The 22,497-nt window shown below is 69.0% G+C and carries 18 protein-coding genes; 13 read left to right on the forward strand and 5 right to left on the reverse strand.

Annotated elements, in window-relative coordinates; translation table 11 throughout:
* Positions 1 to 739 (reverse strand): DUF7927 domain-containing protein (locus ELQ92_RS13985; RefSeq protein WP_128499953.1); only part of this gene is annotated, 739 nt, incomplete at its 3' end.
* Positions 670 to 4,755: a CshA/CshB family fibrillar adhesin-related protein gene (locus tag ELQ92_RS13990; protein ID WP_128499954.1), complete on the reverse strand. Its 4,086-nt coding sequence runs from the start codon at positions 4,753 to 4,755 to the stop codon at positions 670 to 672. The genes ELQ92_RS13990 and ELQ92_RS13985, both read right to left, overlap by 70 nt.
* A gap of 339 nt (positions 4,756 to 5,094) precedes the next feature.
* On the opposite strand from ELQ92_RS13990, the gene ELQ92_RS13995 reads away from it, so the two are divergent.
* Positions 5,095 to 6,243, forward strand: coding sequence for an AI-2E family transporter (locus ELQ92_RS13995; RefSeq protein WP_128499955.1), 1,149 nt, complete (start codon positions 5,095 to 5,097; stop codon positions 6,241 to 6,243).
* Positions 6,244 to 6,313: 70 nt separating this feature from the next.
* Here ELQ92_RS13995 and ELQ92_RS14000 read toward each other — a convergent pair whose 3' ends face one another.
* Positions 6,314 to 6,991, reverse strand: a complete 678-nt coding sequence (locus ELQ92_RS14000) for a TetR/AcrR family transcriptional regulator (protein WP_128499956.1) — start codon at positions 6,989 to 6,991, stop codon at positions 6,314 to 6,316.
* A 181-nt stretch (positions 6,992 to 7,172) separates the two neighbouring features.
* Between ELQ92_RS14000 and ELQ92_RS14005 the strand changes: the two genes are divergently transcribed.
* From ELQ92_RS14005 to ELQ92_RS14025, 5 genes are read left to right on the forward strand one after another with little or no spacing between them, the layout of a single operon-like run.
* Positions 7,173 to 8,522: an ABC transporter substrate-binding protein gene (locus ELQ92_RS14005; RefSeq protein ID WP_128499957.1), complete on the forward strand. Its 1,350-nt coding sequence runs from the start codon at positions 7,173 to 7,175 to the stop codon at positions 8,520 to 8,522.
* Positions 8,519 to 9,466 carry a carbohydrate ABC transporter permease gene (locus ELQ92_RS14010; protein ID WP_128499958.1) on the forward strand — a complete coding sequence of 316 codons (948 nt, stop codon included), beginning with the start codon at positions 8,519 to 8,521 and terminating at the stop codon, positions 9,464 to 9,466. The genes ELQ92_RS14005 and ELQ92_RS14010 overlap by 4 nt, the downstream gene beginning before the upstream one ends.
* Positions 9,463 to 10,419: a carbohydrate ABC transporter permease gene (locus ELQ92_RS14015; protein WP_128499959.1), complete on the forward strand. Its 957-nt coding sequence runs from the start codon at positions 9,463 to 9,465 to the stop codon at positions 10,417 to 10,419. The genes ELQ92_RS14010 and ELQ92_RS14015 overlap by 4 nt, the downstream gene beginning before the upstream one ends.
* Complete coding sequence (locus tag ELQ92_RS14020) at positions 10,416 to 13,586, forward strand: glycoside hydrolase family 2 TIM barrel-domain containing protein (RefSeq protein ID WP_243695049.1); 3,171 nt, start codon at positions 10,416 to 10,418, stop codon at positions 13,584 to 13,586. Before ELQ92_RS14015 ends, ELQ92_RS14020 begins: the two co-directional genes overlap by 4 nt.
* Before the next feature lie 35 nt (positions 13,587 to 13,621).
* Entirely contained in the window at positions 13,622 to 13,975 is a 354-nt protein-coding gene (locus ELQ92_RS14025) for an avidin-fold protein (RefSeq protein WP_243695050.1), read from the forward strand.
* A gap of 22 nt (positions 13,976 to 13,997) precedes the next feature.
* Here the strand turns inward: ELQ92_RS14025 and ELQ92_RS14030 are convergent, their stop codons facing one another.
* Positions 13,998 to 14,585, reverse strand: coding sequence for an Lrp/AsnC family transcriptional regulator (locus ELQ92_RS14030; RefSeq protein ID WP_128499960.1), 588 nt, complete (start codon positions 14,583 to 14,585; stop codon positions 13,998 to 14,000).
* Between the two features lie 155 nt (positions 14,586 to 14,740).
* On the opposite strand from ELQ92_RS14030, the gene ELQ92_RS14035 reads away from it, so the two are divergent.
* Genes ELQ92_RS14035 through ELQ92_RS14055 form a run of 5 tightly spaced genes read left to right on the forward strand, consistent with a single transcriptional unit; the run spans position 14,741 to position 19,956 of the window.
* The gene (locus tag ELQ92_RS14035) at positions 14,741 to 16,327 is read left to right on the forward strand and encodes an ABC transporter substrate-binding protein (protein ID WP_128499961.1); all 1,587 of its coding nucleotides are present in this window, start codon (positions 14,741 to 14,743) and stop codon (positions 16,325 to 16,327) included.
* A 5-nt stretch (positions 16,328 to 16,332) separates the two neighbouring features.
* Entirely contained in the window at positions 16,333 to 17,415 is a 1,083-nt protein-coding gene (locus ELQ92_RS14040; RefSeq protein ID WP_128499962.1) for an ABC transporter permease, read from the forward strand.
* A complete protein-coding gene (locus ELQ92_RS14045; protein ID WP_128499963.1) occupies positions 17,412 to 18,335 on the forward strand; it encodes an ABC transporter permease in 924 nt (307 codons plus the stop codon). Before ELQ92_RS14040 ends, ELQ92_RS14045 begins: the two co-directional genes overlap by 4 nt.
* Positions 18,332 to 19,120: an ABC transporter ATP-binding protein gene (locus tag ELQ92_RS14050; protein ID WP_128499964.1), complete on the forward strand. Its 789-nt coding sequence runs from the start codon at positions 18,332 to 18,334 to the stop codon at positions 19,118 to 19,120. Before ELQ92_RS14045 ends, ELQ92_RS14050 begins: the two co-directional genes overlap by 4 nt.
* Positions 19,117 to 19,956, forward strand: a complete 840-nt coding sequence (locus ELQ92_RS14055; RefSeq protein WP_128499965.1) for an ABC transporter ATP-binding protein — start codon at positions 19,117 to 19,119, stop codon at positions 19,954 to 19,956. Before ELQ92_RS14050 ends, ELQ92_RS14055 begins: the two co-directional genes overlap by 4 nt.
* A gap of 8 nt (positions 19,957 to 19,964) precedes the next feature.
* Here ELQ92_RS14055 and ELQ92_RS14060 read toward each other — a convergent pair whose 3' ends face one another.
* Complete coding sequence (locus ELQ92_RS14060; protein ID WP_243695051.1) at positions 19,965 to 20,417, reverse strand: DoxX family protein; 453 nt, start codon at positions 20,415 to 20,417, stop codon at positions 19,965 to 19,967.
* 295 nt (positions 20,418 to 20,712) lie between these two features.
* Between ELQ92_RS14060 and ELQ92_RS14065 the strand changes: the two genes are divergently transcribed.
* Entirely contained in the window at positions 20,713 to 21,891 is a 1,179-nt protein-coding gene (locus tag ELQ92_RS14065) for a NucA/NucB deoxyribonuclease domain-containing protein (protein ID WP_128499966.1), read from the forward strand.
* Positions 21,892 to 21,894: 3 nt separating this feature from the next.
* Positions 21,895 to 22,470 carry an SMI1/KNR4 family protein gene (locus ELQ92_RS14070; protein WP_128499967.1) on the forward strand — a complete coding sequence of 192 codons (576 nt, stop codon included), beginning with the start codon at positions 21,895 to 21,897 and terminating at the stop codon, positions 22,468 to 22,470.
* The last annotated feature ends 27 nt before the right edge of the window (positions 22,471 to 22,497 follow it).

The raw sequence follows: 22,497 nt of genomic DNA on the forward strand, positions 1-22,497 counted from the left end.
CCGGCTCGCACGTCGCGGGCGGCGGCAGCGACGGGTCGTCGACGAGGAAGTTCGTCGCCCGGTCGTCGCCGCGCTCGTCCTCGTCGCCGACCGTCACCGTGTAGGTCACCGTCTCGACCTGTCCCGCGGCGAGCTCGCCCGTGACGGTGAAGACGCCCTGCTCCACGTCGCTCACCGAGAGCGCGTCGTCGGAGGCCGCGGGGTTCGTCGTGAGCGTCGCGTCGTCGAGCACACCCGTGAGGTTGTCCGACTTGTCCACGGAAACCGGGCCCCGGCCCTGGTTGTCGAACGTGATCGTGTACGTCAGCGTCGTGCCCGGAACGATCGGATCGCTCGATGCCTCGACGGCCTTCGAGACGAGAAGCCGCCCGATCGGCGTGAGCGTGCAGTCCGGACGCTCCGCGTCCGTCGGCTGACACACCGGCTCCTCCGGAACCGGCGGAACCTCCCCGTCCACCGGCTTCAACAGGAAGTTCGCCGCGACGTCATCGCCACGCTCACCGTCCGCCCGGACCGTCGCCGAATACGTGATCGTCGTCGACGCACCCGCGTCGAGCGAACCCGTCACCGCGATCCGTGCACCATCACGCACGACGGTGAGCACACCCGAGCTCGGCTCCGTCGTGACATCCGCGTCATCGAGCACATGTGTGAGGTCGTCGACCTCGTTCACCGTGCCCGCACCCTGCCCGATGTTCTCGAAGTGCAGCGTGTACGTGAGCACCGTGCCCTCGGCCACCGGAGACTCCGACTGCTCGTGCAGTTCGGATCATCCGACGCGCACTCCTCGTCGACGGTCGGCGGAACGTCGTCCGTCTCCCGGAGGAAGTTGCCGAGGTGGTTGTCACCCCGCGAACCATCGGGTGACACGGTCACCGCATAGGTGACCGTCACCGTCTGACCGACCGCGAGCGAGCCCGTCACGACGAGTGAATCCGTACCGAGCACCGGAGACAGTGCGTCATCGGAGGACACCGGCGACACGGTCACGGCCGCGTCATCGAGGACGCGGGCGAGATAGTCCGTGAAGTCCACCGGGCCGACCGCCAGGCCGTCGTTCGTGAACGTGAGCGTGTAGGTGAGCACGTCACCGGCATCGACGGACGTGCCGGACGCGGGGTCGACCGACTTCGACGAGGTCACGCGCGGGAGGTCCGTCACCGTGCAGTCGGTGCTGCCGGGAGCACACTCGGTCGGAGGCTCCTCGGAGCGGTCGCTCACGAGGAAGTTCGCCGCCCGATTGTCCCCGCGCGCATCCTCCTCGTTGACCGTGACAGCGTAGGTCACCGTCGCCGCGCCACCGGCACCGAGCGTGCCCGAGAGGGAGAAGATGCCATCGACCACGGGCGAGGCGACGACGGCCCCGTCACCGGTGACCGCGGGAGCCGTCGTGAGAGTCGCGTCGTCGAGGACTCCCGTGAGGTTGTCGGAGCGCGAGACGGTGCCGGTCGCCGCCCCCGAGTTGGTGACGGTGATCGTGTACTCGAGTGTCGTGCCGGGCACGATCGGCTCGGCGGAGGCCACGACGGACTTCGTGTAGCTCAGCTGCGGGATCTCGTTGACCGTGCAATCGGGCGCGTCGGGATCCGCGGGGACGCACTCGAGCTCCTCGGGGACGTCCCGGCCGAGGACGTTGAGCGCACGGTTGTCTCCCCGCTCGCCGTCGGGTCGGACCGTCACGGTGTACGTGACGGTGCCGATCGCGCCGGCGGGGACGGAGCCCGTGATGACGATCCGGTTCCCGTCGCGCGCGGCGGTGAGTCCGGCGCTGGCGGAGATCGCGCCCATCACGTCCGCGTCGTCGAGCACGGCGGTGAGGTCGTCGAAGGTGTCGACGTCCGCGGCTGCCTCACCGTCGTTGTCGAAGGACAGCGTGTAGGCGATCGTCGAGCCGGCGGCGAGCGGCGAGGACGACGGGACGGCGACCTTCCGCTGCGTCAAACTCGCTCCGGGGACCATGACCGAATCGCACGAGGCCCCGATCGCCTCGGAGTCCGGCACGCACGCCGAGTTGGTCAGCATGCTGTCGCCCGCGCCCGTGTAGGTCACGGTATAGGTGAAGACGGCGGTCTGGCCCGCGGCGAGTGACCCGCTCCAGGACAGCATCGGCGCGGAGTATGTCGGCCCGGTGATCGCTTCACCGTCGATCGTCGCGGTGATCGAGTCCACCTCGAACGTCGCGTCGTCGAGGACCTCCGAGAGGTCGTCGGAGAAGGACGCGGGAGCGGCCGCACTGTAGTCGCCCGGTCCCGCATTCGTGACCCGAACGGTGTAGGCGAGGGTCTCGCCGACGGCGGGCAGCTCGCTCGGGGTCGAACTCTTGCCGATCGAGAGGGCCGGAAGCTCGACCTCGACGACGGCACACGGTTCGCCCGTCACCGGATCGACGCCCTCCGCGGTGGGCGGACCACACGCGGGCGGGGCCGGCTGCTCGCCCGGGGGCGACGACGGGGCCCAGGCGACGTTGCGCATCTCGCCGTCGCCGTCGCGGTCGCGGAGAGTCACGGTGTACGTGATCGTCACGGCCTCGCCCGATGCGAGGGGACCCGTCCACGCGATCGTCGGTTCGGTATACGTCAGCTCACCGGCCGCAGAGCCGCCGACCGCCGCGGTCGCGTCACCGTTGTAGGCGGCGTCGTCGAGCACACCCGCGAGGTTGTCGGCGAGGTATGCGGGGGCGGACTCCGTGAAGTCCCCGTCACCCGTGTTGGTCGCCGTGACGCTGTAGGTCACGGTGTCACCGGAACGGGAATCGCTCGTCGCCGTTGAGGTCTTCTCGATGTCGAGGGCGGGGAGCGGGCAGATCGCGCTCGGCCGGAACTGGGCGAGGAAGCCTTCCATCGGCTGGCCGCTCTTGAGTTGCACGACGATCTCGTTGGCACCCGCCTTCCAGTCGTCGCGGAGGCTCGTCTCCGCTCCGTTCCCGAGCTGGAATCCGGCGTACAGGTACTGGTTGGTTCCGGCTGGCGCCTGCGGCAGGCCGGTGGTCTTGCCGCTCTGTGGGACACCGTTGACGAAGACCTCCGCGACGTTGTTGTCGGCGTAGAAGCTCAGGTCGAGTTGGAGGGACTCCGGTGACACGTCGGGGTCGAGGACGAAGGCGTAGCGGTAGTACCAGTCACCCGTTGGACTGGTGGGATTCGTGATGGTCTGCTGCGAGATCCATTGGGCGTTGCCGTAGGGGCTCGCAGCCCACGCGGTGGGCACGATGTTGCCGACGTTGGCCGACGCCCACGTCTGACCGGCCGGGGGCATCTGCACCGGGTACGCACCCGTTCCGAACGGGCCGATGACATCCCAGTTGGCGTCCTTCGCGTTGTCGGGGAGGATTCCGCCCGTCGCGGCGTTGTAGCCCGTGTTGAAGATGTCACCGTCGGTCGTGCAGTCCACGAGGGGACCGGCCGTGGGCACGTCGAGCGTGACCTGGTAGTCCTCGACCTCACCGGAAGTCATGAGGCCCGTGGCCTGACCGGCGCTCGCGGCGTCCGCTGCGATACGCAGTCGCAGGAAGGTGCCGTTGGACGGGACGGCGTCCGCGGGAACGCTCCACGAGAGTGCGGCGGCTCCATTCGCGCACGGAACGACGCCGGAGCGCTCTCCGGTGTCGAACCGGCCGTTGCCATTCCAGTCGATCCAGCCCGCCACGTATCCGGTGCCCGTGCACGACGTTGTCGGGAGGGTGTAAAGGCCCCCAGGGTTGGCGGTGATCGGTGTCGGGACGACGCCATCGTCGCTCGTACCGTCGCCCGAGGCGTTCGTGCTGTAGAGGGGCGCGCCTTCCGACGTCGTCCGCGCGCCGAGACGAAGCGCCGGCTGGCCCTGCGTGCCGAGCGTGAAGGTCGAGTTGGACACGGCCGTCGTGCCGACCGGCACGGTGCCACCGGTCCAGGCCGGAGCGATGAGGGCTCCGGCCGCGCCGTAGCTCGCGGGCGCGTCGCCGAAGTCCGAGCCGAGGACGACGCCGAGCGCGATGGCCGAGACGCCGCCGCCCTGAAGGGTCACGGCCGCGCTCGTCGCGCCCTCCATGAACGCGACGGCCATCGGACCGGCACCCCCGGAGCACCACGGCCCGTTCGGCGTGAGCCGGAGCGTGCCGTTAGCGTTCAGGATGGCCTGCGTGCTCGTGGTGCAGGTGGCCGGTGCCCGGTAGCGGTCGATGATGCGCCACGTGGCCGCCTGGAGGGGACGGGCCTGGACGAACTCGTTGCTGCCACTCTCGACGGTGCTCGTCTCCGCATCCGCCATCACGAGCCCCTGCAGTGGCACCGGCACACCGTCGAGGGTGACGGCGCAGCTGAACGTGAACGTCGGGGCCGTCCCGGCGACGGCGTTCGCGATTCCCGAGACGAGCTGATTGTTCGTCCCCGTTCCCCCGATGTTGTAAAGGTCGTCAAGCCCGTCGCCCTGGAAGCTTCCCGGCCGGGTGGCGCGGATCTGCCCGGTGAGTCCGGTGATGGTGCAGGTGGTCGCGAGGGTCTGCCCATCGATCGTCCGTGTGTTCGTGCGGGAAGCGCCGTTCGCGATCGCCGTTCCCGCCGCTCCCCACTCGAACCAGTCGACACTGCCGCGATGCACTCCCGAGCCGCCGGAGGCGTAGCGCGCTTCAGCGGGAGTGGCCGTCACGAAGACGGTGAAGAGGCCGCTGACGACGGCCACGAGCGCCACGAGCGCCACGTACGGCAAAACACGGCGCTCGACGCTCGATCGCCCGTCTCGGCTGGCTCGGCGAAGTCGGCGGGGGACTGTGATCGGCACGGATTTTTCCCTCGGGGCAGGCGGCAAGGTCGGAGTACCGGCACGCGGATGCAGTGAGCACGCGATCAGGACACTCTCAGCAAGCTACTGGCGGCACCTCGCGAGCGACTCATGCGCGACCCCGACGCGAGGTCAAGACCACCCCCGAATCCACCCCGGCCGCACTCGAAGGCCCGGCCGCGAACGACTCGATGCCTCGACACGAACCGGCGGTCCGAGCGAGCACTCGACCACGAGACACGATCGACCCCGATTGACAAGGTCGTCGGGATTCGCGCCAACCGGCCGACGTTCGACCAGACTGGGAACGGAACGCCGCACACACACGAGGAGCACGTCATGGGTTGGTTCGATCACACGAGGAAGACCGCCGCACCGGACGAGAGCGCCAAACCGGGGGTGAAGCGGCCCGCCTCCGCCCTGTGGAGCGACGGCTTCGGTCGGCTCGGTACACGGAGCCTGCAGCTCATCGCGATCCTCATCGTCGTCATCGGCGTCGTCTACGTGATCACGCAATTGACGCTCGTCTTCATCCCCCTGTCGATCGCCCTCATCCTCGCGGCCGCCTTCCACCCGTTCATGCACTGGATGAGGCGGAAGGGCGTGCCCTCGGCACTCGCGACCTGGATCTCGTTGCTCGCGATCGTCGTCGTCCTGGGCGGCGTCGGGTATCTCATCTATGTGGCGGTGCGGAATCAGCTCGACGAGCTCGTCGACTCCGCAGCTCAAGGCATCGACCAGCTGTACGACTGGTTCCTCACCCTTCCGTTCGACATCAGCGAGGAGCAGATCTCCGGCTTCCGGGACAGTGCCGTCGATTTCCTGACGAGCAGCCAGTTCGGCAGCGGAGCGCTCGCCGGCGTCGGTGCGGCGAGCAACTTCCTCGTCGGCCTCTTCTTCATGGTCGTCGTGCTCTTCTACTTCCTGAAGGACGGGCCAGGCATCTGGGAGTTCATGCTGCGTCCGTTCGAGGGGCAGCAGTACGCGCGGGCGCGCCGCATCGGTGACAAGGCCGTCGACACGCTCGGCGGGTACGTCCGCGGCACGGCGGCGGTCGCGGCCGTCGACGCGATCGGCATCGGCATCGTGCTCTTCGCCCTGCAGGTGCCGCTCGCGCTGCCCCTCGCGGTCATCGTCTTCGTGCTCGCGTTCATCCCACTCGTCGGAGCGACGCTCGCGGGAGCGCTCGCGGTCCTGGTCGCCCTCGTCGCGAACGACCCCATCACGGCCGTGTGGGTGCTCGTCGCCGTCGTCGGCGTCAACCAGCTCGAGGGCAACTTCCTGCAGCCGATCCTGATGGGACGCTCGCTCAAGCTGCACCCGCTCGTCATCCTCGTCGCGTTGACCGCGGGAACGATCCTCGGCGGCATCGTCGGCGCGGTCCTGTCCGTGCCGATCGCCGCCGTCGCGTGGGGCGTCATCTCGGTCTGGAACGGCGAGCACGAGCCCGCTTGGCCCGCGAAGCAGAAGCGCCCCGAACCCCAGTAACCCCACCCCCACCCCCTCTCCCCCCTGAACACTTCCTATGTGCACGAATTTTCGAGCACATAGGAAGTGTTCAGGAGGGGGAGGGGAGGCGGAGGATGAGGGAGAGGTAGTCGCGGAGGGCCGCGGCCATGTCGACGGCGTCGCGGTCGAAGAGCCACTGGAGCTGGATGCCGTCCCAGAGCGCCACGATCGACGCCGCGGCACGTACCGGGTCGACTCCGTCGCGCAGGACGCCGAGTTCGCGCAGCGCGGTGAGCTCCTCGACGTAGTCCCGCCGCAGGTTCTCGAACCGCTCGACGAAGTACTCCCGACCCGGGTGATCGGCCGTCACCGCCTCTCCGGAGAGCACCGCGTACAACTCGATGACGCCCGGGATACCGACGTTGGCTTCGGCTTGCGCCTCGATCGAGAGGGCGAAGCGCGCCGCGCGACCCCGGGCGCCCTCGCCGGCGCGCCGAGCGACCTCGTCGGGATCGGGCTCCGGCTCGACGTCGTCGCGTCGCGCGAGCACGGCCACGAGCAACGCCTCCTTCGACGGGAAGTAGTGCAGCAGGCTCGTCTGACTCATGCCCACGCGTTCCGCGACCTCGCGGAAGGATCCCGCCCGGTAGCCACGGCTCGCAAACACATCGAAGGCCGCGTCGATGATCGCGCGTCGCCGCTCCGCGGACTTCGCGTACGGCCCGCGGCGTCTCACCCCGGCACCGGGGGCGGGCGTTCGGACGGCACTGCCGTCGGGTGCGCTCATGACGTCACCGGCCTCTCGGTTTCGGGTTCCGTGGCGGTCGAAGGACGCACGCGCGAGCGGCGTCAGGCCGCCAGCGTAACGCAGATGAATTTCGAGTGAGTACTCGAATTCTGTGTTAGCGTGAGCGCACTCCGGCGCACCCGGTGCGTCAGCCCACACCACGATGAAGTGAAGAAGGCAGATGAGACAACTCACTCGACGCCAAGCGCTGAGCCTCGGGCTCAGCGCGGGCGCCGCGGCATTCCTCTCCGGATGCGCGACGCCCGGCACGACGACCGTCAACACGGCCCCCACGATCGGGGCCGCTCCTCCCGGCGAGACCGTCCGATTGACCTACTGGGCGTGGCTCAAAGACGCCCAGAAGGTCGCGGACGTCTGGAACGCCCAGAATCCGGACATCCAGGTCGACGTCGTCTGGATCCCGGGCGGCAACGACGGGGGCTACCAGAAGATGTACTCGGCCCTCGCGGCCGGGGGCGGTCCCGACATCGCCCAGGTCGAGATGCGCACGGTTCCCGAGTTCCTGCTCGTGAACGGCCTCGTCGACCTCTCGCGCTACGGCGCCGACGAGTACGCCGAGCTCTACGACGAGACCCTCTGGAACCAGGTCACCTTCCAGGGCAGCGTCTTCGCGATCCCGCAGGACTCGGGACCGATGGGCTTCTACTACCAGCCAGAGCTCCTCGAGACGGTGGGTGCACAAGCGCCCGCGACATGGGACGAGTGGGCGGACGTCGCCCGTGAGCTCCGAGCAGCCGGAGGCGTCTACCTCGAGAGCTTCCCCGTGGCCGACGCGTCGACCTTCACCGCCTTCGCCACTCAGGCCGGCGCCCGCTGGCTCTCGACGGAGGAGGACGGCTGGGTCATCAATATGACGGACGAGGCGACCCTCGAGGTCGCCCGTTTCTTCGACGCGGCGATCGACGAGGACCTCGTCGACACCGCGAACGCCCCGTACTCCCCCGGATGGTTCGCCGCGGCGGCCGACGGGAAGATCGCGGCGTGCACGAGCGCGAGCTGGGGCGATGCCCTCATCGAGGGCATCAGCGGCGGTGAGGGCAAGTGGCGCGTCGCACCCATGCAACGCTGGTCGCTCGAGAACAGCTTCGGCTCGAGCTTCCTCGGCGGTTCCACCGCCGCGATCCTCGCGAACTCGAAGCACCCACGGGAGGCTCTCGAATTCTCCGTGTGGATGACGACCACGCAAGAGGGCATCGACGCGATGATCACGAACAGCGGCATCGGGTGGTCGCCCGCGAAGGACGAGATCGGATCCGTGCGCGAGGGTGCCGGCTCCGACTTCTTCGGCGGGCAGGCCTACAACACGGAGGTCTTCGAACCCGCGACGCGCCAGCAGAACACCGACTGGTCGTGGTGGCCGATCACGCAGCAGTCCTTCAACATCCTGTCGGACGGCTTCCGCCGAAAGGCCGCGGGCGTCAGCCTCGTCGACTCCGTCGCGACGGCCGAGCAGCAGATCATGACGGCGTTCCGCAACAAGGGCCTCACGATCCGGAAGGCGGACTCATGACGGCGACGGAGAACATCACGACAGCGGGCGCACCGGCGTCCGTGCGCCGCCGTCGGGGCCGCGCCGGCTCGGGCGGAGCGGCGCCATGGATCCTCATCTCACCGTTCCTCGCCCTGTTCCTGCTCACCTTCATCCTGCCGATCATCGTGGCGATCGGGTCGAGCTTCACACGGGTGACGCGCTCCGGCCTCTTCGGCGAGGCGGGCGTCGTGACGGGGTTCGCGTGGTTCCAGAACTACGCGCAGGCCCTCGCCGACGGGAACTTCGTCGCCTCGATCTGGCGCATGTTCCTCTTCGGAATCGTGCAGGTGCCCGTGATGATCGTGTTGTGCACGATCCTCGCGCTCCTGCTCGAGTCGGCCTCGGCGCGATGGCCCGGCTTCTTCCGCGCGGCCTACTTCCTCCCGTACGGCATCCCGGGTGTCATCGCGACGATCCTGTGGTCGTTCCTCTACGTCCCGGGTCTCAGCCCGATCATCGACATGGCGAGCGCCGTCGGTCTGCCGCTCGACTTCCTGGGTCCGTCGACGGTGCTCTGGTCGATCGCGAACATCGTGACGTGGACCTACACGGGCTACAACATGATGATCATCATCGCCCAGTTGAAGTCGATCCCGACCGAGCTCTACGAGGCGGCACGGGTCGACGGCGCGAGTTCGTGGCGGGTCGCGCGCAGCATCCAGCTCCCGCTCATCCGACCGGCGCTCGTGCTGACGACGGTGTTCTCGATCATCGGGACGCTGCAGCTGTTCGCCGAGCCGCAAGTGCTGCAGGACGTCGCGCCCGCGATCGACTCGCAGTACACCCCGAACCTCAGCGCCTATACGACGGCCTTCGCGTACAACGACTACAACGTCGCCGCCGCCCAGTCGGTGCTCATCGCCCTTGTGGCGTTCCTCCTCTCCTTCGTCTTCCTGCGCCTCACGAACCGGAGGTCGTCATGACCGCGACCGCGCATCCCACCGCCAACGACACCCGTTCTCTCACGACCGCCTCCGACTCCGCTCGAGCCGCACGACGGAGATCGCGCGGAGACGACTCCGACCGCTCGGCGGGCCGCTCCCCCGCGAAGACGATCATCGTGACCGTCGTCCTCGCTCTCGTCGCCGTCTACTTCCTCGTGCCGGCGTACTGGGTGATCGTCGCGGCGACGAAGACGACCGAGGACCTCTTCGCGACGAACGGCTTCTGGTTCGCCCCGACCTTCGCCTTGTGGGAGAACCTCGGCCGCGTGCTCTCGTACGACGGTGGGGTCTTCCTCCGCTGGTTCGCGAACTCGGTGCTCTACGCCGGGGTCGGCGCCCTGCTCGCGACGTACTTCGCGGCGGCGGGAGGGTACGCGCTCGCCAAGTACGACTTCCGCGGACGGGACACCATCTTCGGTCTCGTGCTCGGCGGCGTCCTCGTCCCGGGCACCGCGACGGCCCTGCCGCTCTTCCTGCTCTTCAGCCAGTTGGGCCTCGCGAACACGTACTGGAGTGTCCTGCTGCCGTCGCTCGTCTCGCCGTTCGGTCTGTTCCTCTGCCGCATCTACGCGAATGCGACCGTCGACACGTCGCTCATCGAGGCGGGCCGCATCGACGGGGCGAGCGAGTTGCGCATCTTCCACACCCTCGGCCTCCGGATCATGACACCCGCGCTCGTGACGGTGTTCCTCTTCCAGCTCGTCGGCATCTGGAACAACTACTTCCTTCCACTCGTGATGCTCTCCGACTCCGACCTGTTCCCCATCACGCTGGGCCTCAACAACTGGCGCAGCCAGGTCGACCGCCTCCCCGAGTTCTACGAGCTCACGACGGGAGGCGTGCTCCTGTCCATCATTCCGCTCGCCATCGCCATGGTCGTTCTGCAACGGTTCTGGCGGGGCGGCCTCACCGAAGGATCCGTCAAAGCGTGACCACCATCGATGTCGACCACCTCACCTCGTTCTCCCCCGGGTCGGGCCGGCGGACGCCGCCGCGCTCGTTCCTCGAATCGGACGCACCGCGCCTGTCGTTGAACGGCTCCTGGAGGTTCCGGCTGCTCGCGGGGGCACCGGGCGCCCTCGGCGGCATCGGGGTCCTCCCGGAGGGCGAGGGCGCAGACGAGGTCGGATCCCCCGCGCTCGATGACGCCGACTGGGACGAAATCCCCGTGCCCTCTCACTGGGTGCTGCAGGGTGACGGGCGGTACGGCTCGCCCATCTACACGAACGTGCAGTATCCGTTCCCGGTCGATCCGCCGCACGTGCCCGACGCGAACCCGACGAGCGACTATCGGCGCTCGTTCGACCTCCCGCGCGGCTTCGACGGGACCGAGCGTGTGCTGCTGCGCTTCGACGGCGTCGAGTCGGCCTATCGCGTCTGGCTCAACGGCGAGGACATCGGCACGGGCACGGGCAGTCGGCTCGTGCAGGAGTTCGACGTGACCGAGGTGCTCCGCCCCGGTGAGAACACGATCGCGGTGCGCGTGCACCAGTGGTCGGCCGCGAGCTACCTCGAGGACCAGGACCAGTGGTGGCTGCCGGGCATCTTCCGCGACGTGACCCTCCTCGCCCGCCCCGTCGGCGGCATCGACGACGTGACACTCTCCGCGGACTTCGACGAGCACACGAGCGCCGGCACCCTGGCGATCGACGTCGATGCGGCGGCCGACGCCTTCCCCGTCACCGTCCGTGTCCCCGAGCTCGGGCTCATCGAGATCTGGGATTCGGCCGCGGAGATCACCCCGATCGACGTCCCCGGCGTGCAGCCCTGGTCGCCCGACCGACCGACGCTGTACGACGTGCACGTCGAGTCGGCGGGCGAGCGCCTCACGCTCCGCGCGGGGTTCCGGACGGTGCGGATCGTCGGCGACCGGCTGCTCGTCAACGGGCGGAAGGTCCGTTTTTCGGGCGTCAACCGGCACGAGACCCACCCCGACCGCGGCCGCGTCTTCGACGAGGAGCACGCCCGCGCCGACATGGCCCTCATGAAACGGCACAACGTCAACGCGATCCGGACGAGCCACTACCCGCCGCACCCGCGCGTGCTCGACCTCGCCGACGAGCTCGGCTTCTGGGTCATCGACGAGTGCGACCTCGAGACCCACGGCTTCGAGGCACACGGCTGGGTGCAGAACCCGAGCGACGACCCGCGCTGGCGCGACGCCTACCTCGACCGCATCCGCCGCACCGTCGAGCGTGACAAGAACCACCCGAGCGTCATCATCTGGTCGCTCGGTAACGAGTCGGGCACCGGCGCGAACCTCGCGGCGATGGCCGATTGGGTGCACGACCGCGATCCCTCGCGCCCCGTGCACTACGAGGGCGACTACACAGGCCAGTACACCGACGTGTACTCGCGCATGTATCCGTCCCTCCCCGAGACGGAGTCGATCGGCCGTGACGACTCGACGGCCCTCCTCCTCGGTTGCACCGCGTCGGAGTCGTCTCGGCAGCGCTCGAAGCCGTTCCTGCACTGCGAGTACGCCCACGCGATGGGCAACGGACCCGCGCTGCTCGACCGGTACCGCGCACTGACCGAGTTGTACCCGCGCCTCCACGGTGGCTTCGTGTGGGAGTGGCGCGACCACGGGTTGCGGACGCGCACGCCCGAGGGGACCGAGTTCTTCGCGTACGGCGGCGACTTCGGCGAGGAGGTGCACGACGGCAACTTCGTCATGGACGGCCTCGTCCTGAGCGACGACACCCCGTCTCCCGGGCTCGCCGAGTTCGCGGCCGTCGAGCAGCCGATCCGCTTCCGACGCCTCTCCGACGGGTCGATCGAGGTCACCAATGACCGCTTCGCCGCGGACACGCGCGACCTCGACATCGTGTGGCGTCTCGAGCGCGACGGCGTCGAGCTCGGAGCGGGGGTCCTGCGGCCGGCCGAGCGCGGCGGCGACGTGGTGCCCGCCGGTTCGAGCGCCGTGCTGCCTGGTCCCGACCTCGTCGCATCCATCGGCGAGGCCGAGGTGTGGCTGACCGTCGAGGCGGTCCTCCTCGATGACGCCGCATGGGCGCCCGCCGGACACGTCATCGCGCGGTCGCAGTTCCTCGTGGAGGAGACCCAGCCGATCGAACCGCACGCGCCGTTCGCTCCGCTCGACGATCCGGCGACGCCCGTCGAGTGGATGCGCGCGCGGGCTGCGCGGCAGCGCTCCGGTCGCGCCCGGACACCCGGGGATGCCGCTGGGTGGGTGTCCGGCGCACTGTCGGGCGGCTCGGGGCGCGGTGGAGTCGCGTTCGGCATCGACGGCGCCCTGGAATCGATCGCGGGACAGCTGATGAGCGGACCGCGACTCGAGCTCTTCCGGGCGCCGACGGACAACGACCACGGTGCGCACGGAGGGTCGCTCGACCTCGCGGACCCCCGCTCGGATCGGGGACTCGGGACACCGGCGCCGTCCTCGGAACAGTACTGGCTGGCCGCGCGCCTCGACCTCCTGCGTCCCCGGCGTGAGCGGCTCGAGTACCGCGTCGACGACGACGGCGAGCTCGCAGGCGTGCGCTCCCTCGAACGCTGGAGCGCCCCGGAGGGCGCCGAGAGCGTGTGGCAGGAGACGGAGTGGCGGCTCGACGCGACAGGCCCTCGTCTGCGGGTGCGCATCACTCCGTCACGTGGATGGGAGGGCGTCTGGCCTCGCATCGGCGTGCGATTCGCCCTGCCGCTCGACGTCTCGGACGCGACCTGGTTCGGCACAGGTCCGCTCGAGAACTACCCGGACAGCCTCCGGGCCGCTCGTGTCGGTGTCTTCTCGTCCCCGGTCGACGACCTCGTCGTCCCGTACGCGCGGCCGCAGGAGAGCGGCCACCGTTCCGAGCTCCGCAGTCTCGAGCTCTCGCGAGCGGATGGCGTGTGGTTGCGCGTCGATGCCGAAGCGGATTCCGCCGGTCGGCTGCCCGGATTCACTGTGCGGCGCCACACACCTCAGGAGATCGCAGCCGCGCGGCACCCGCACGAGTTGCCGCCGCCGACGGCGACGTACCTGACGATCGACGCGGCCCAACACGGCCTCGGGACACGAGCGTGCGGACCCGACGTCTGGCCGACGGAGTATCTGCGGCCGGAGTCGCGCACGATCACGCTGCGCTTCTCCTCGTGAACGGACGAGGTCGCCACGTCTGGCAGGATCGGGGCGTGACTTCGACTCTCCCCTCCCTCGACGGCCGCGTCTTCACGATGGTCTCGTCGACGACCTCCGTGGTCGACCCGGATGCCCCGAGCGTGTTCCGCTACTTCGAGGCCGACGGAATGATCTGGGGTGACTACACCGGCGACACCGTGACGATCGGCCGCTTCGTGGGCACCCGGACGGACGACACGATCTGGGTCTCGTTCGTGCACGTGCTCGCGTCGGACGGAAGCGTCGTCACGGGCGACGGGGAGAGCGAGATCGAGCTCACGGACGACGGGATGCTCCGCCTCGTCGAGCACTACGAGATGCACGGAGCCCCGCAGCTGAGCGTGTGCGTCGAGGCCCCCGCGGCCTGAACGGCGACGGGCTCAGCGGCCGTCAGCCTCGCGCGGCCATCGTGTCGCGGCCCTCGGCGGCGGGCGTCCAGCGGGTCATGCCGAGGCGCGACGTCTCAGGCCGCTCCGGGATGTCCGTCGGGAGGACGAAGGGCTTCCGGACGACCTCGTCGAGCACGACGACGCTCACGACCGTTCGCACCTCCGGCAGCATCGCGATGACACCCGTCGCGAAAGCATGCACACCGCCGACATCCGTCGCGCGGATGAGCACCATCGCGTCGTGCTCACCCGTCGTGATCACGCAGTACTCCACGTCGGGCATCGCGACGACCTTCTCACGGAAGGGTTCCCACGACTGCGGGTGCACCGTCACGAAGACGAGCGCGCAGATCGACAGCCCCGCCTTGGCCGGGTCGACACGAGCGGAGAATCCCGTGATGACGCCGTCGCGCACGAGCGATTCGACGCGCGTGTAGGCGCTCGCCCGCGAGATGCCGACGAGATCCGCGAGCGCGGCGATCGAGATGCGGCCGTTGTCGCGCAGCACTGTGAGAATCTTGTAGCTCACCTCGTCGAGTGCCGCATTTCGTCCAGCCGACGCGCCGACTTCCGTTGACTTGCTGGACATTCTGATCTCCGATCGGAGTTGCGGCTCTGCTGCGTGCTGAGCACGGATGGAATGGCTGGACAGATCGTCGCCGTCCGTGCCAATCTGATCACGGTCGTCCACAGCAGGACAAGGCCAGTTCCCGATCTGTCACCCCCTCTTCTCCTGGAGTCCCCATGCACGCTCCGCGCCGTCTCGCACCCATCGCCCTCGGCACCGCTGCACTCTTCCTCCTCGCCGGCTGCTCCGGAGGCAACTCCGCGAACACCGACGACGCGGAGCAGAGCGGCGGCTCGCTCGTCATCGACACCGCGTTCTCGATCGAGACGACCGACCCCGGCCACACCTACGACCCGACCGGCAACATGGTCGCGAAGGCCCTCTACGAGACCCTCGTCGACTTCGAGGGCTCCGACGTCACGACGCCCGTCCCCGGCCTCGCCTCGTGGGAGCAGAACGACGACGCGACCGAGTTCACCTTCACGCTCGAGGACGGCCGCACGTTCTCCGACGGCAGCGAGATCACCGCCGACGACGTCGTGTTCTCCCTCCAGCGCATCCAGGGCATGGTCGAGGCGAAGCCGAACTTCCTCCTCACCGGCCTCACCGTCGAGAAGATCGACGACAGCACCGTGTCGATCACGAGCGAGACCCCGCTCCTCCAGCTCCCCGCGATCCTCGCGAACCCCGCGCTCGGCATCGTGAACGCGGACGTCGTCGAGGAGAACGGCGGCGCGACCGACGGCTCCGACTCGGCGCAGAGCTACCTCGACGGCGAATCCGCCGGTTCCGGTCCGTTCATCCTCGACACGCTCGACCTCACGTCGCAGGTCGTCCTCACGAAGAACCCCGAGTACACGGGTGACGAGGAGCCCGCGTACGACCGCGTCGTCATCCGCAACGTCACCGAGAGCGCGACCCAGCTCATCAACCTGCAGGGCGGCGACACGATGGTCGCCATGGACCTCAACGGTGACCAGGTCGAGGGCCTCGACGACGGCTTCACCGTCGACTCGGTCCCCTCCGGCCAGACGATCTTCCTCCTCCTCAACCAGTCGCCCGACGTGGCCGGGGAGCTCGCGAACGTCGACCTCTCCGAGGCGGTGCGCTACGCGCTGGACTACGACGCGCTCCTCGAGCTGGCCGGTGCGGGCGCGACCCAGGCGACGGGCGTCATCCCCACGGGCTTCGAGGGCGCGCTCGAGGAAGGCGTCACTCAGGACCTCGACCGCGCGACGGCCGCTCTCGAGGCGTCCGGCTACGACGGCCAGACCCTCCGCTTGCAGTTCCCGAACGACTACCCCGTCGGCGGTGTGGAGTTCACCCCTCTCGCTGAGCGCATCCAGGCGCAGCTCGCCGAGATCGGCCTCAACGTCGAACTCGCGCCGGCACCGTTCGCCACCGAGCTCGACGCGTACGTCGGCGGCACCGAGGGCTTCGGCCTCTGGTTCTGGGGCCCGGACTACGCGGACTCCGCGAACTTCCTCCCCTTCGCGCCGGGACTCAAGGTCGGCCTGCGCGCCGGCTGGGACGCCTCCGCCAACCCGGAGATCGCGGACCTCGCGGCCGCCGCAGCGAGCGCGACGGACGTCGACGAGCGCACGGAGGACTTCACGGCCTTCGCCGAGGCGATGCAGGAGTCGGGTCCGTTCGTCCCGCTCATCGTGCCCGGCCGTAACATCGCGACGGCCGACAGCGTGACCGGCGCCGTCTACAACTCGGTGTGGGACGTCGACATCGCCGAGATCACTCCCGCCGGCTGAGCGGCGTGACCACGGGAACCACGAGCCCGGCGCCCGCTCGCGCCGGCGCTCGGAGGTACCGGGCGAGGTCTCCCCTCGCCCGGTACCTCGTCCGCCGCGCCGGCACGTCGGTCCTCCTGCTCGTCGGCGTCACGATCGTCACCTTCACGCTGACGAACCTCGTACCGGGCGACCCGGTCTCGGCGGCTCTCGGTGAGGGCGCCGCTCAGAACCCGGAGACGCGCGAGGCCTTCATCCGCTCCCGCGGGCTCGACCAGCCGTTCGTCGTGCAGTACCTCCTCTACATGGGGAACCTCCTGCGCGGTGACCTCGGGACCTCCCTCGTCACGGGTCGCGCCGTCACGACCGACCTCGCGACCGCCGTACCCGCGACCGTCGAGATCGCGATCGCCGCGATCGTCGTGAGCCTCGCCGTGAGCATCGTGCTCGGGACACTCGCGGCGTACCGCCGCGGGCTCGTCACCGACCAGGTCGTACGGGTCGTGACCCTTGTGGGCTTGAGCGTCCCGACGTTCTGGCTCGCCCTCGTGAGCTTCTACATCTTCTTCCTGCAATTGCGGATCGCGCCCGGCTCTGGCCGGATCTCACCCTCGATCACCCCGCCGCCGCGCGTCACGGGCTTCTACACGATCGACTACCTGCTGAACGGGGACGGCGTCGGCTTCCTCGACGCGGCCGCCCACCTCGCACTCCCCGTCCTCGTCCTGTCCCTCGTGACGATCGGCCTGCTGACGCGCTTCATCCGCACCTCGGTCCTCGAGGTGCTCGCGAGCGATTACGTCCGCGCCGCCCGCGCGAAGGGATTGAGCGGAGCGCGCGTCGTCCTCGACTACGTGCTCCGGGGCGCCTCGCTGCCGATCCTCACCGTCGTCGGTGTCGCATTCGGCGCGCTCCTCTCGGGCACGGTGCTCGTCGAGTCGGTCTTCTCGTGGCCGGGGCTCGGGACGTACGCGTACAACTCGGCCTCGAACCTCGACCTCCCCGGCATCATGGGCGTCGGCCTCGTCGTCGGGGTCATCTACCTCGTCATCAACTTCGTCGTCGACCTGCTCTACGGTGTCCTCGACCCGAGGGTGAGGCTCGCATGAGCACCGATAACCGAACCGACGCGCTCGCCTCCGCGGGCCGGCGCACGCGGCTGCGCTGGCCGCGCGCATGGCGTTCCCCGCTCGGGATCGTGGGCGCCGTCATCGCGATCGCCTGGGTGATCGTCGCCTTCACAGCGTCCTGGTGGGTGCCGTTCGAGCCGAACGCGCAGGTCCTGCCGCGACTCCAGGAGCCGGGTGTCGACACACTGCTCGGCACCGACGGCACCGGTCGCGACATCTTCTCGCGGCTCATGACGGGCGCGACCGTGACGATCCCACTCGCCCTCATGCTCGTCGTCGCCGCCATGGTCATCGGCACCGTCGTCGGTGCCGTCGCCGGCTATTTCGGCCGTTGGGTCGACGAGACGCTCATGCGCATCACGGACCTCGTGATGGCCTTCCCGACGGTCATCCTCGCGATGGTCATCGCGGCGTCCCTCGGGCCGTCGCTCTTCAACGCGGTCATCGCGGCGATCGTCGTCTCCTGGCCGCAGTACGCCCGTGTCACCCGCAGTCTCGTGCTCGGACTGCGTGGTCAGAACTACGTCATCGCGGGTCGCCTGCTCGGTCGCTCGCCGCTCACGAGCCTGACCGTCGACATTCTCCCGAACATCGTCGGGCCGATGCTCGTGCTCGCGACCCTCGACATCGGCGCGGCCATCCTGCTGCTGTCCGGGCTGTCGTTCCTCGGCCTCGGGGCCCAGCCGCCCACCGCGGAGTGGGGATCGATGATCTCGTGGGCGATCCAGAACTTCGACGCGTGGTGGCTCGGCGTCTTCCCGGGACTCGCGATTCTCACGGTCGTTGCGGCCTTCAACTTCCTCGGTGACGCGCTCCGCGACATCCTCGACCCCACCGGCGAGGTGGCGCACGAGAACCAGGCCGACCGGGCCGCATCGGCGACGGGGGCGGCGGCATGAGCGACATCCTCACGATCGATGACCTCACCGTCGACATCGGACGCCCGCTCGTGAAGGGCGTCTCCCTCGAGCTTCACCCCGGCCGCATCCAGGGCCTCGCGGGCGAGTCCGGGTCCGGCAAGACGCTCACGTCGCTCGCCGTGCTGGGGCTCCTGCCCCGGAACGCACGCACGGGCGGCTCGATCCGCCTCGGCGACACCGAGATCCTCGGCTTGCGTCGTCGCGAACTCAACCGCATTCGTGGCCGCCGTATCGCGATGGTGTTCCAGGACCCCTCGTCCTCCCTGCACCCGCAGCTCACCGTCGGCCACCAGCTCACGGACCACATCCGCACGCACCTGGGGCTCGGCCGGGCGGCCGCGCGCGACCGCGCCGCCGAGCTGCTCGAGCGCGTCAACGTGCCGAGCGCGTCGGACGCGCTCGGCCGCTACCCCCACCAGTTCTCGGGAGGTCAGCGCCAGCGGATCGCGATCGCGATCGCGCTCGCGTGCGATCCCGACGTCCTCCTCGCCGACGAGCCCACGACGGCCCTCGACGTGACCGTTCAGGCCGGGATCCTGCAGCTCGTCCGCGACCTCGCGACGGAACGGAACCTCGCCGTGCTCCTCGTCACTCACGACCTCGGTGTCATGAGCGCCGTCGCCGACGACGTCGCCGTCATGCGCGACGGTCGCGTCGTCGAGGCCGCCGATCGTGAGACGCTCTTCGCGTCGCCGCAGCACGAGTACACTCGCGGACTGCTCGCCGCGCTTCCCGGATCACGTTTCGAAGGAGGCGGCGCATGAGCGACCGGATCGTCCTCGACGCCCACGACCTCGTGGTGCGCTACCCGGGCTCGCCGCCCGTCGTCGCCGTCGACGGCGTCTCCCTCCGCATCTCCGCGGGCGAGACCGTCGCCCTCGTGGGCGAGAGCGGCAGCGGCAAGTCGAGCGTCGCGCGCGCCGTCGCAGGCATCGACCGCCCGGCCGAGGGCGAGGTGCGTTTCGACGGCGGCGCGGTCACGGCGCTCGGGATCCGTCGGCGCGCGCGCGAACTCACCGCGATCCAGATGGTGTTCCAGGACCCGTCGACGTCGCTCAACCCCCGCCGCCGCGTCGGCGATCAGGTGTCGGACGGCATCACCGCGGCGCGAGCGCGAGGCCTCGAGGGCTCGCGCCCGGAGGAGTGGTTCGAGCGCGTCGGCCTCGACACCGCGGCAGTCTCGCGCTTCCCCCATCAGTTCTCGGGCGGTCAGAAGCAGCGCATCGCGATCGCTCGGGCGCTCGCCGCGCGGCCGCACCTCCTCGTCGCGGACGAGCCCATCTCGGCTCTCGACGCGTCGACGCAGACGAGCGTCGCCGCGCTCATGCGCGACCTCGTCTCCGAGCTCGGCGCCGGAATGCTCTTCATCTCCCATGACCTCGCGGTCGTGCAGCGGATCGCCGACCGGACGCTCGTGATGTACGGCGGTCGCGTCATGGAGTCCGGCGACACGGCCGCGATCTGGGCGGCGCCGCGCCACCCCTACACGCGCGCGCTGCTCGGGGCGATCCCGAAGCCCGACGGTGCCGGTCGCGTTCCGGTGTCGCCGACGGCCGCGGAACGCGCCACCTGGACGGACGTCCCGCCCGTCGAGGACTGAGTCCTGCTTCAGCGGCGGGCGCGGAACCAGCGCCAGGCTCCCGTCGACCACAGCGCCCAGAGGATGAGCAAGGGCTGGAACGGCAACCGGGCGAGCCGGGCCGCGTCCGTGTCGAGTCCGAAGCCGTCGACCTTGTTGACGTACTGGGCGATGTTGCCGGGGAAGATCGCGACGAAGAATGCCGCGACGATCCAGCCGACGAGCGGTCGCTTGCGCTTCACGGCCAGGAGGGCCGCACCGAGCGCGACCTCGACGACACCGGAGGCGAGAACCGTCACGTCCTTCGGCAGCGGCACGAAGTCGGGCACCTGCGCCGTGAACTCCTCCCGCGCGAACGTGAGGTGACTGCTGCCCGCGAAGGCGAGGAACGAGCCGAGCGCGATCCGCCCGATCCTCCGCCGCGTGCGCGACCCCCTCGAGATCTCGGCCGTCGGTCCGCCGCTGTTCCTCCGTGCGCTCATGTGCACCTCCGCAGGTCAGCCTAGGTCGGTCGGATCACCGACCTTGCACTCGGTCGGAGTGAGGACCCGGACCGCTGCGGCGTCGTGCCTCGGAGTGGGGCAAGCGGCGTTCTTCGGCTGCTGACACAGTGTGATTGTTTGCTCATTGAGGGATGGGGATCACGTGAAACGTCTTGCTGTTGCTTTCATCGCCGCCCTGATGGCGGTCACGATAGTGAATCCGGCAGGGCTTGCGCAGGCCGCGTCGATCTATGACCCCGCGGCGGTTTCCAGTCTCCGCAACATGGTGAACGCCATGACGTATCACAACCTTCTCGGGAAGTCCACGTACGAGGGAGTGAGCCAGGCGGAACTCAAGAAACAGGGCTGGTCGCCCGCTCCCAACGTGGCGTACGAGATCTGGATCGAAGGCAGCGGGCAGAGCTATCGGGCCACCGCCCAAGACACCCGCAACGGCACGCTCTACTCGTACTCCACCAGTGGATCGTTCAACGGCCGCAACGCCGGCTCCGTCGGTGCCGCCGCCCCGCAGCCCGGCTACGCGCCCACCTCAGCCGTTTTCATCGTCAACGACCTGAACTCGAGTCTCGATGCCGAGGCGCTTGCGCTCGCTCTGGCGGGCGTGCCGCTCGAGAAGATCTGCGAGTCGACGGTTTTCCAGCCCGGCACCCACAACGCCGGTTCGAGCGTCACCGATCAGACTCTCGCGTGCCAGGCCGCCGCTTCCGCTTCCGGGGCCACCACTCGATCGGTCATCCTCGCGATTCGGACCGCCGGCGGGGCGGCGCAACTCGCGATGATCGCCGCGCACTTCGTCGGCGCCGGAACCACACCTGCTTCCACCCCGTCGTGGGTCGACGGCACCGGCCGAGGCCCGAGCTCCGCGCCGGCCGTGCCCGGATCCCTCCCCTCGTTGTGGCGATTGCCGAAGTCAGCGGCCCAGTTCGCCACGGCCAACGGAGTGTCCGACGAGATCGCGCGGACGGTCCTCAAGCAGTGCTATGCGTTGGTCGCGTATGCCGGCACCTACGGCGACCCCCACCGCACATGCCGCGACCTCCCCATCTTCTCCTCCGGCCAGTCGGACGTGCCCGAAGCGACCAACCACGATCTCGAAGCACTTCAGCGGGTGCCCGGGTGGGTGCAACTCGACTATCGGCCGTCCGGGGAGAACCCGTCTCGTTCGGGGTGGTACGAGAATGACCCTCGTTGCGAGGGCGTGCCCGGTTCCGGGCTCAACTGTGACGAGTACCCCTTCTACGCGAGCGTGCAGGGCGGCGGGTACGCCGTTCCTGCGCCGAGTCTCAAAGCCATCGACGGAGCTCAGAACCAGTACCAAGGAACGGTGTACTACTCGTTCCTTCGAGCGTGCGGTCTCACGTCGAAGCCGGTGGGGGAGCGGCAGTTCCTTGCCATCCCCCTGCCGCCGACCGCGACGCCCCTGCCGTCTCTTGCGTTGTGCAATGGGAAGTGAGACGTGGCCTACGACGACGTCTCCGCCCTTCTCGAGCAGTACGAGCAGCTCGCACGAGCCCGAGGTTCCGTCGCGATCGACTATCTGCGGCCCGGCCTCACGGTTGCGGAGATCACTGAGATAGAGGAACGATACGGGTTCCCCCTCAGTGATGACGTCAAAGCGGTATGGATGTGGCACAACGGAATGGGCCCCCGTCCTTCTCGTGATACTCCTGTCACCATCGGGTCCGGCTGGGATTTCCGAGAGCTCAGCGAGTCGATCGAGTACGCGCAGATGATCCTCGATATGAGGAACGAGGGCGACGGCGATCGCTACGTCGAGAGTCGATGGGTGACGTTCAACCGCGGGTCGAGGAGCGACGTCATCGAGACCAGCAACATCCAGCTGCCCGACTCCTCTGTGCTCCTCTCGGACATGACATCCTCCGTTCTCAACTTCCCGATCGTGACTGTGGCGGAAAAGATCCGCTGGTACATCTGGGCGATCGAGAACGGCGTATGGTTCGTCGACGACACCGGTACATGGCGTTCGAGGCACGAGCTCTACCCGAAGAACGGGATGAGACACCTGATCTGAGGCAGAGGTTGTCTCTCGCTCGTTACC

The sequence above is a fragment of the Labedella populi genome (assembly GCF_004078655.1).
GTDB classification, from domain to species: Bacteria; Actinomycetota; Actinomycetes; order Actinomycetales; family Microbacteriaceae; genus Labedella; species Labedella populi.

Bases quoted from the DNA above. Each gene is read 5' to 3' on its own strand.
- ELQ92_RS13995 (WP_128499955.1), top strand. From the start codon at position 5,095: ATGGGTTGGTTCGATCACACGAGGAAGACCGCCGCACCGGACGAGAGC.
- ELQ92_RS14000 (WP_128499956.1), bottom strand. From the start codon at position 6,991: ATGAGCGCACCCGACGGCAGTGCCGTCCGAACGCCCGCCCCCGGTGCC.
- ELQ92_RS14005 (WP_128499957.1), top strand. From the start codon at position 7,173: ATGAGACAACTCACTCGACGCCAAGCGCTGAGCCTCGGGCTCAGCGCG.
- ELQ92_RS14010 (WP_128499958.1), top strand. From the start codon at position 8,519: ATGACGGCGACGGAGAACATCACGACAGCGGGCGCACCGGCGTCCGTG.
- ELQ92_RS14015 (WP_128499959.1), top strand. From the start codon at position 9,463: ATGACCGCGACCGCGCATCCCACCGCCAACGACACCCGTTCTCTCACG.
- ELQ92_RS14030 (WP_128499960.1), bottom strand. From the start codon at position 14,585: ATGTCCAGCAAGTCAACGGAAGTCGGCGCGTCGGCTGGACGAAATGCG.
- ELQ92_RS14035 (WP_128499961.1), top strand. From the start codon at position 14,741: ATGCACGCTCCGCGCCGTCTCGCACCCATCGCCCTCGGCACCGCTGCA.
- ELQ92_RS14045 (WP_128499963.1), top strand. From the start codon at position 17,412: ATGAGCACCGATAACCGAACCGACGCGCTCGCCTCCGCGGGCCGGCGC.
- ELQ92_RS14050 (WP_128499964.1), top strand. From the start codon at position 18,332: ATGAGCGACATCCTCACGATCGATGACCTCACCGTCGACATCGGACGC.
- ELQ92_RS14055 (WP_128499965.1), top strand. From the start codon at position 19,117: ATGAGCGACCGGATCGTCCTCGACGCCCACGACCTCGTGGTGCGCTAC.
- ELQ92_RS14060 (WP_243695051.1), bottom strand. From the start codon at position 20,417: ATGAGCGCACGGAGGAACAGCGGCGGACCGACGGCCGAGATCTCGAGG.
- ELQ92_RS14065 (WP_128499966.1), top strand. From the start codon at position 20,713: ATGACGTATCACAACCTTCTCGGGAAGTCCACGTACGAGGGAGTGAGC.